The organism is Bradyrhizobium sp. PRIMUS42 (assembly GCF_023006515.1).
Taxonomy (GTDB): Bacteria; Pseudomonadota; Alphaproteobacteria; order Rhizobiales; family Xanthobacteraceae; genus Bradyrhizobium.
Genome location: NZ_JALBGZ010000268.1, coordinates 1 through 7737, shown reverse-complemented (window position 1 = coordinate 7737; position 7737 = coordinate 1). Strand labels below are relative to the sequence as shown.

Below are 7737 nucleotides of genomic sequence, written 5' to 3'. Positions count from 1 at the left end.
CCGGCTGCGCGCGCGCATCTTCTGGCTGCACGACAAGCCGCTCGCCAAGGGCGACCAGCTCCTGGTGCGCTGCGGGCCGAAGGAAAGCCGCGCAACCGTGGTCGCGATCGAGAAGGCGGTCGATCCCGGTGAACTCTCGAGCAGCGAGAACAAGGCGATCGGCCGCAACCATGTCGGCGAGATCGATATTTCTCTCTCGAATCCGATTGCCACCGATCCCTATACCGAGAACCCGCGCACCGGCCGTCTCGTGATCGAGGTCTCCGGGCGCATCGCCGGCGGCGGTCTGGTGCTGTCGGTCGATGCCGGCCAGCGCGCCCTGCCCGTCGACATCGTGCCGGTGGAATCGGCCCTGCGTCCCGACGAACGCTCCGCGCGTTACCGCCACAACGGCGCCGTGGTCTGGCTCACCGGCCTGCCGGCCTCCGGCAAGTCGACGCTGGCAAAAGCACTGGAACGGCGGCTGTTCACTAACGGCGGCTCGCCGATCTTGCTCGACGGCGACACGTTGCGCGCCGGGCTCAACAGCGATCTCGGCTTCTCCACCGCCGATCGCAGCGAGAACATCCGCCGCCTCGCCGAAGTTGCGACGCATCTCGCGCGTAACGGCCACATCGCCATCGTCGCCGCGGTCTCGCCGGCCCGCGAGGATCGCGCTACCGCGCGCCGCATCGCCGACACCGTATTCCGCGAGATCCATGTCGCGACGCCCGCTGAAGTGTGCGAGGAGCGCGATCCCAAGGGCCATTACAAGAAGGCGCGCGCCGGCGCGCTGGCTTCGTTCACCGGCATCGGCAACGACTACGAGGTACCGCAGGCCGCCGAGCTCGTGATCGACACCTCGGCACGGACGGTCACTGAGGCCGCCGACGAGATCGAGCGGATGCTGAAGACGACGGGCGTGCTGTTCGACGAAGTCGTGGACCTCGCCGCGAATATTTGAGCGGGCTTCCTCCGCTTGCACTGCTGCGTTCCCTCCCCTTGCGGGGGAGGGTTAGGGAGAGGGGTCCACACGGGGACTCTCGCCATCGCGAGCATTTCGCTCCATCGAATCCCGACACACCATTTCCTGGGCTACCCCTCTCCCCCGCAAGGGGGGAGGGAGCGCATTTGTGTGCGGCGCCAAGCTTGGCTCAAGCCTGTAAAACCAGCGACCTCCCCGACTTTTTCTTGACATTTTGACAAACCCCTTGGGGTCTTCTCACCGCCCCTTTTTTGGGGCTAATAGGGCCCCGAAAGCCGCCCTCTATGGGTGCATTTTGCTGCTGTCGGGTCAAAAGCAGCCAAAAACAGCCATTTCCAACAAGAAAGCCCATCATGAAACGCGTCGACGCCCACGGATTGAAGATCGCTCCCGTCCTGTTTGACTTCATCGCCAAGGAAGCGGCCCCGAAAACGGGGATCGCGCCCGATGCGTTCTGGGCCGGGGTTGCCGCCATCATCAAGGACCTTGGGCCGAAGAACCGGGCGCTGCTCGCGGTGCGCGACACGCTGCAGGCCAAGATCGACGACTGGCACCGCGCCAACAAGGGCAAGGCGTTCGACCTCAACGCCTATACCGCCTTCCTGAAGGAGATCGGCTATCTCGTCCCGGAGCCGGCGACGCAGAAGGTCGAGACCGCCAATGTCGACGAGGAGATCGGCAAGATCTGCGGCCCGCAGCTCGTCGTGCCCCTGACCAATGCACGCTACGCATTGAACGCAGCGAATGCGCGCTGGGGCTCGCTCTATGACGCCTTCTACGGCACCGACGCGATCCCGCACGACGCTGCCGAGAGCGGCAAGGGCTATAACAAGGCACGCGGCGACAAGGTGATCGCGAAAGCAAAAGCCTTCCTCGATGCGGCGGCGCCGCTGGCGACGGGCAGCCACACCGACGTCACCGCCTACAGCGTCGTCGCGGGCCAGCTCGCGGTGAAGCTGAAGAGCGGTAACGCCACCGCACTGAAGAACGCCACGCAGTTCGCGGGATTCCAGGGCGATGCGGCTGCGCCGAGCGCGGTGCTGCTCGTCAACAACGGCCTGCATGTCGAGGTCAAGATCGACCGCAGCAGCGCGATCGGCAAGGACGATCCGGCCGGCGTCGCCGACATGATCATGGAATCTGCTGTCTCCACCATCCTCGACATGGAGGACTCGGTCGCCGCGGTCGATGCCGAAGACAAGGTGCTGGTCTATCGCAACACGCTCGGCCTGATGAACGGCACGCTGTCGGCTGATTTCGAGAAAGGCGGCAAGACGCTAACGCGTTCGCTCAACGCCGATCGCAGCTACAAGACGCCTGACGGCAAGGGCGAGGTCAAGCTGCACGGCCGCAGCCTGCTGCTGATGCGCAATTGCGGTCACCACATGTTCACCGACGCGGTGCTGGACGAGAAGGGCGAGGAGATTCCGGAAGGCCTGCTGGATGCCGCCGTCTCGGGCCTGCTCGCCATTCACGACCTCAAGGGCAATTCCAAGGTCAAGAACAGCCGCACCGGCTCAGCCTATATCGTCAAGCCGAAGATGCACGGCCCGGACGAGGTGTCGCTGACCTGCGAGATCTTCGACCGCGTCGAGAAGATGCTGTCGCTGCCCGAGAACACGCTCAAGGTCGGCATCATGGACGAGGAGCGGCGCACCACCGTCAACCTCAAGGCCTGCATTCAGCGCGCCTCCAAGCGCATCATGTTCATCAACACCGGCTTCCTCGATCGCACCGGCGACGAGATCCACACCTCGATGGAAGCCGGCCCGATGATCCGCAAGAACGAGATGAAGGCGCAGGCCTGGATCAAGTCCTATGAGGACTGGAACGTCGACATGGGCCTGACCTGTGGCCTGCCCGGCCATGCCCAGATCGGCAAGGGCATGTGGGCCGCGCCCGACAAGATGGCGGACATGCTTCAGCAGAAGCTTGGCCATCCGCAGGCCGGCGCCACCACCGCCTGGGTGCCCTCCCCGACCGCCGCGACGCTGCACGCGCTGCACTACCACCAGATCAACGTCATCGCGCGCCAAGAGGAGCTGACCAAGGGCGGACCGCGCGCAAAGCTCTCGGACATCCTCACCATCCCGGTATCGAAGTCGAACTGGGCGCCCGACGACGTCAAGCAGGAGATCGACAACAACTGCCAGGGCATTTTGGGCTACGTCGTGCGCTGGATCGATCAGGGCGTCGGCTGCTCCAAGGTGCCCGACATTCACGATGTCGGCCTGATGGAAGACCGGGCGACCTTGCGCATCTCCAGCCAGCATCTCGCCAACTGGCTGCACCAGGGCGTGATCACCGAGGCTCAGGTGATGGAATCGCTCAAGCGCATGGCGGTCGTGGTCGACAAGCAGAACGCCGGCGATGCCATCTACAAGCCGATGGCCCCCGCCTTCGACGGCGTCGCCTTCAAGGCCGCTTGCGACCTCATCTTCAAGGGCCGCGAGCAGCCGAACGGCTACACCGAGTACATCCTCACCGCGCGCCGCCGCGAGGCCAAGGCGGCGGGCTGAGCGAAGTCACGAAACGTCAAAGGCCCCGGCTCACGCCGGGGCTTTTTTCGTTCGGGAAACGTCGCGGCAGGCCAAGGAACGGCCGCGCCGGGGATCGCGTTGTCCGGCCATCAACCAACGGGAGATGGTCATGGACTGGAATCGGATCGAAGGAAACTGGAAGCAGTTCAAGGGATCGGCCAAGGAGAAATGGGGCAAGCTCACTGACGACGACCTCAGCTTGATCGAGGGTCGGCGCGAGCAGCTCGAGGGCCGGCTCCAGGAACGCTACGGCAAAGCCAAGGACCAGGTTCGCCAGGACGTCGACGACTGGCTGAAATCGCTGCACTGAAGCAAGTAGACGAAGCCCCGGCTCACGCCGGGGCTTTTTGTTACACCAGTAGCCCGGATGGAGCGACGCAATCCGGGAGCAGGAGCGCTTGGAGCAAGCCCCCGGATTTCGCTGCGCTCCATCCGGGCTACAAACTACGTCCCCGCTAAAATACCGCGAGATATTTCAGCAGCGAGACGATGCCGATGATGATGACGATCACGCGTGCGATCTGTTTGGCACGGCCGTCCATCGGCAGCATGTTGATGAGATAAAGTACGAGAATAACGACGAGAAAAGTGACGAGTACACCCACCAGCATCGCGAGACCCCCTTCAGGCAAATTGCGACCGTTGCTCTAACGCCTGTCTCCCGCACCGGTTCCATCGCAGCAACCCACTGCAACTTCTAGTAAATACGTACTTCTACGATCAGCCGATCTGCCTAAAATTTTACCCTTTCCCCTTCAGATGCGGAAACCGTTTGGGCTCTGGGCCGCAAACGCATGCGATTGCCGATCTGCCACGCCCCCGTTTGTCGATGTTGCCGGGCGTCCTTTTGGGGCTTTGTAAATGGGAATTGGGGGACTTCGATGCTGAATCGTCTGACCGTATCCGCGCTGCTGAAGGCGGTGATCGCGATCACATCGGTCTGTGTGGTGATCGCACTGTCGCTCACCGCCTACGAATCCTGGGATCGCCTCAAGACCGCCAGCCGCATCTCGCAGATTGCGGACACCTCCGCCGATCTGTTCAAGGCGATGCACAATCTGCGCACCGATCGCTCGACCACGACGCGGCTCCTGAACGCGACCGAGCCGCTGGACGGCGAGATGGAGAAGTATCTTCGCGCCCTGCGCGATGCGCAGATGCCCGCGATGGCACGCGCGCTCGAGTTGTTGCCGACCTTGGGCTTCCCCCAATCGGGCACGCTGGTGCCGGAGCTGTCGCGCCTCTACAAATTGCTGGTCGAGGAGCAGAAGCAGTTCTGGGAGGACGTGGCCAAGCCCAAGGACCAGCGCCGCGCCGGGCTGCCGAAGGAATACATGGAGACGACGCAGGGCCTGCTCGACGTGCTGGACAAGCTGTCGAACACGCTGGCGGCCACCGTCAACCACCAGGACGCCACGATCGACCAATTGCTGTCGATCAAGCAGAGCGCCTGGCTGCTCCGCAACACCGCGGGCGAAGCCTCGCTGATCGTCTCGACCGGACTTGCAGCCGGCAAGATCACGCCGGAAGGCCGCTATAACTACACCCAATACGTCGGCGGCACGGCGGCGATCTGGAAGGCGCTGGAATTGTCGACGTCGGGCATGCAGTTACCGCCCGCGCTGGCTTCCGCGATGGCGGGTGCCAAGACCGCTTACTTCGAACCTCAATATCTGACTCTCCGTGACCGGCTCGCGGACGCCCTGGTCAAAGGCGAGAAGGCCGAAATGACCGCCAACCAGTGGAGCCCGCTGACGGTTGGCCGTATGGCCAGCGCGGTCGCGGTGGCCGAAGCCGCGCTCGACGCCGCCAAGGTCCACACACAAGAGCAGCGCGGTGCAGCACAGCGCGCGCTCATCGTGCAACTCGTGCTGCTCACACTCGCCATCAGTCTCGCCGCGGGCGCGATCATGCTGGTCAGCCGCCGCGTCATCACCCCGCTCAACACCATCCGCGACGCCATGCTGAAGGTCGCCGGCGGCGACCTTGCCGTCGACAGCGGTTATCTCGATCGCCAGGACGAGATCGGCGCGCTTGCCGGTGCGCTGGAAAGCTTCAAGCAGCAGGCCACCGACAAGCTCAAGATCGAAGAGCAGGAGCGCGAGCGCAATGCGGGGGCTGCTGCACGCCAGCGCGCCGTCGAGACCTATGTCGGCGAGTTCGAGGGCGCAGTGCGCAAGACGCTGGGCGAATTGAGCGAGGCCTCCGGCGAGATGCGCAAGACCTCGGGTGACCTCTCCGCGGTGTCGCGCCAGACCAATGATCGCGTGCAGATCGCGGGTAAGGCCTCCAACGACGCCTCGATGAGCGTCGACAGCGTCGCCGCGGCCGCCGAAGAGCTCTCGGCCTCGATCAACGACATCAGCCAGCAGGCAGCCCATGCCGCAGGCATCGCCGGCCGCGCGGTCACGCAGGCACGCGAGACCGACGGTACCGTGCAGGGCCTCGCCAAATCTGCCGGACGCATCGGCGAGGTCGTCGGCCTGATCAACACCATCGCACAGCAGACCAATCTGCTCGCGCTCAATGCCACGATCGAGGCGGCGCGCGCCGGCGAGGCCGGCCGCGGCTTTGCCGTGGTCGCCTCCGAGGTGAAGTCGCTGGCAAGCCAGACCGCCAAGGCGACCGAGGAGATCTCCGAGCAGATCGCCGACATCCAGAAGGTCGCAGGCGACGCCATCAACGCGATCCAGACCATTGGCGGTATCATCGGCGAAGTGAACGAAGTGGCGACCGCGATTGCCGCCGCCGTGCAGGAGCAGGGCGCGGCGACCCAGGAGATCACTCGCAGCACCCAATATGCGGCCCAGGGCACCAAGAACGTCTCGGACAATATTACCGGCGTCAAAGCCGATGCGGACGCCGCCGCCGCAGCCGCCGACAACGTGAAGCAGGCATCCGAGATGCTGGAGACCCAGAGCCGCCAGCTCGGCCATGAGGTCAGTGACTTCCTCGGCAAGATCCGCGCGGCGTAGGGAAGTGGGTCAGGCTTCGGTGCGCGCCACAATCTCCCGTGTCATCCCCGCCTACGCGGTATCCATAATCACAGGGCGTGGTTTGGCGCGAGCTGGTGACTCCAAATCTTCGCCAAATATCTCCCTGTGGCTGGATCCCGGATCAGCACTCGCTCCGCTCGCTTGTCCGGGACGACAATGAGATTGAGGCACAAGCATTAGGCGAGCTGTCGTCTTGGCTTTGGCCGGGACGACGGTGCCCCTACTCCTTTGCCACCACCGGCACCTGACGGAACCTCGCGCGCACCGAGTCCGGCAGCGGCGAGAAGTTCATCGCGACGCCACGGCGGTCGTTGGCATTGCGGCTGGCGACCACGAGGCCGTCGGCGCCGGCGACGATGTCGCCCTTGCGTAAGGTGGGATCGTCCTCGACCTTGACCGATGCGAGCCCGGCCGGATCCTTGCCGTTGCAGGTGCAGCCCGCGACGATCTCGTTGCGATAGCGGAAGGCGTTCGGCAGGTCGGAATAGGATTTACCGCTGTCCGTGGTGGCGTCGTCGATATTGCTGCCATAGACCAGCGAGGTTTCGGAAGCCGGGCAGAAGCTCTTGCAGGATTGCGCCTTGCTCTCGGCATCGTTGCCTTGCGCCGGGAAGTAGCGACCATCGCAGCCACGCACGCAATAGGCCGTGCCGCCGCCATAGGACGCGCGCTGGCGCGGCACATCGTAACGCGGCATGTCGTCATGGGGAAACGGCGCCCGGATTTGCGGAGGTCGGCCCCCAAACGCGCCGAACAGCGCCGAGAAGAAGTCTTCCGCATGCGCCGACGGCGTCAGCGCAAGACCGGAGAAAGCAACGGCGAACATTGCCGCCACGCCAACGGCCAATTTGCGGATCGAGCGTTTACTCATGTGACCTCACTGAACTCCTAGTTCACCGACGACGCCGAGATATTCAGCGCCTGCCGCCCCGAGGGCATTGCCGTCACGGCCGGGCGCTTGCGCACGGGGTCGCCGCCTTTGGCCATCAACGGCGCGTTCTTCGGCAGCACCACGACCTTGGCACCGACATTGACGCGGCTGAACAGGTCGATGACGTCCTCATTGGTCATGCGGATGCAGCCCGAGGAGACGAACTTGCCGATTGTGGAGGGATCGTTGGTGCCGTGGATGCGGTATTCGCTGGAGCCGAGATACATCGCACGCGCGCCGAGCGGGTTGCCGGGGCCGCCGGCGACGAAGCGCGGCAGATAGGGCTGCCGCGCGATCATCTCGGCC

General features: G+C 64.3%; 7 protein-coding genes. 4 read left to right on the top strand and 3 right to left on the bottom strand.

Features of this window, described 5'->3' with window-relative positions; genetic code table 11:
* From cysC to MOV75_RS20035, 3 genes are all read left to right on the top strand, one after another.
* On the top strand, positions 1-943 hold a 943-nt coding region (cysC, locus tag MOV75_RS20045; RefSeq protein ID WP_247006452.1), incomplete at its 5' end, for an adenylyl-sulfate kinase.
* 374 nt (positions 944-1317) lie between these two features.
* A complete protein-coding gene (locus tag MOV75_RS20040; protein ID WP_246920292.1) occupies positions 1318-3483 on the top strand; it encodes a malate synthase G in 2166 nt (721 codons plus the stop codon).
* A 130-nt stretch (positions 3484-3613) separates the two neighbouring features.
* Positions 3614-3814, top strand: coding sequence for a CsbD family protein (locus MOV75_RS20035; RefSeq protein ID WP_164718867.1), 201 nt, complete (start codon positions 3614-3616; stop codon positions 3812-3814).
* Between the two features lie 145 nt (positions 3815-3959).
* On the opposite strand, the gene MOV75_RS20030 is transcribed toward MOV75_RS20035, so the two are convergent.
* Complete coding sequence (locus MOV75_RS20030) at positions 3960-4115, bottom strand: Thivi_2564 family membrane protein (protein ID WP_008546817.1); 156 nt, start codon at positions 4113-4115, stop codon at positions 3960-3962.
* Between the two features lie 270 nt (positions 4116-4385).
* Between MOV75_RS20030 and MOV75_RS20025 the strand changes: the two genes are divergently transcribed.
* Complete coding sequence (locus tag MOV75_RS20025; RefSeq protein ID WP_246920289.1) at positions 4386-6479, top strand: methyl-accepting chemotaxis protein; 2094 nt, start codon at positions 4386-4388, stop codon at positions 6477-6479.
* Positions 6480-6720: 241 nt separating this feature from the next.
* Here MOV75_RS20025 and MOV75_RS20020 read toward each other — a convergent pair whose 3' ends face one another.
* Both MOV75_RS20020 and MOV75_RS20015 read right to left on the bottom strand, forming a co-directional pair.
* Complete coding sequence (locus MOV75_RS20020; RefSeq protein ID WP_246920287.1) at positions 6721-7371, bottom strand: DUF2865 domain-containing protein; 651 nt, start codon at positions 7369-7371, stop codon at positions 6721-6723.
* Positions 7372-7388: 17 nt separating this feature from the next.
* The coding region (locus tag MOV75_RS20015) for a L,D-transpeptidase (protein ID WP_247006450.1) at positions 7389-7737 on the bottom strand (349 nt) is incomplete at its 5' end.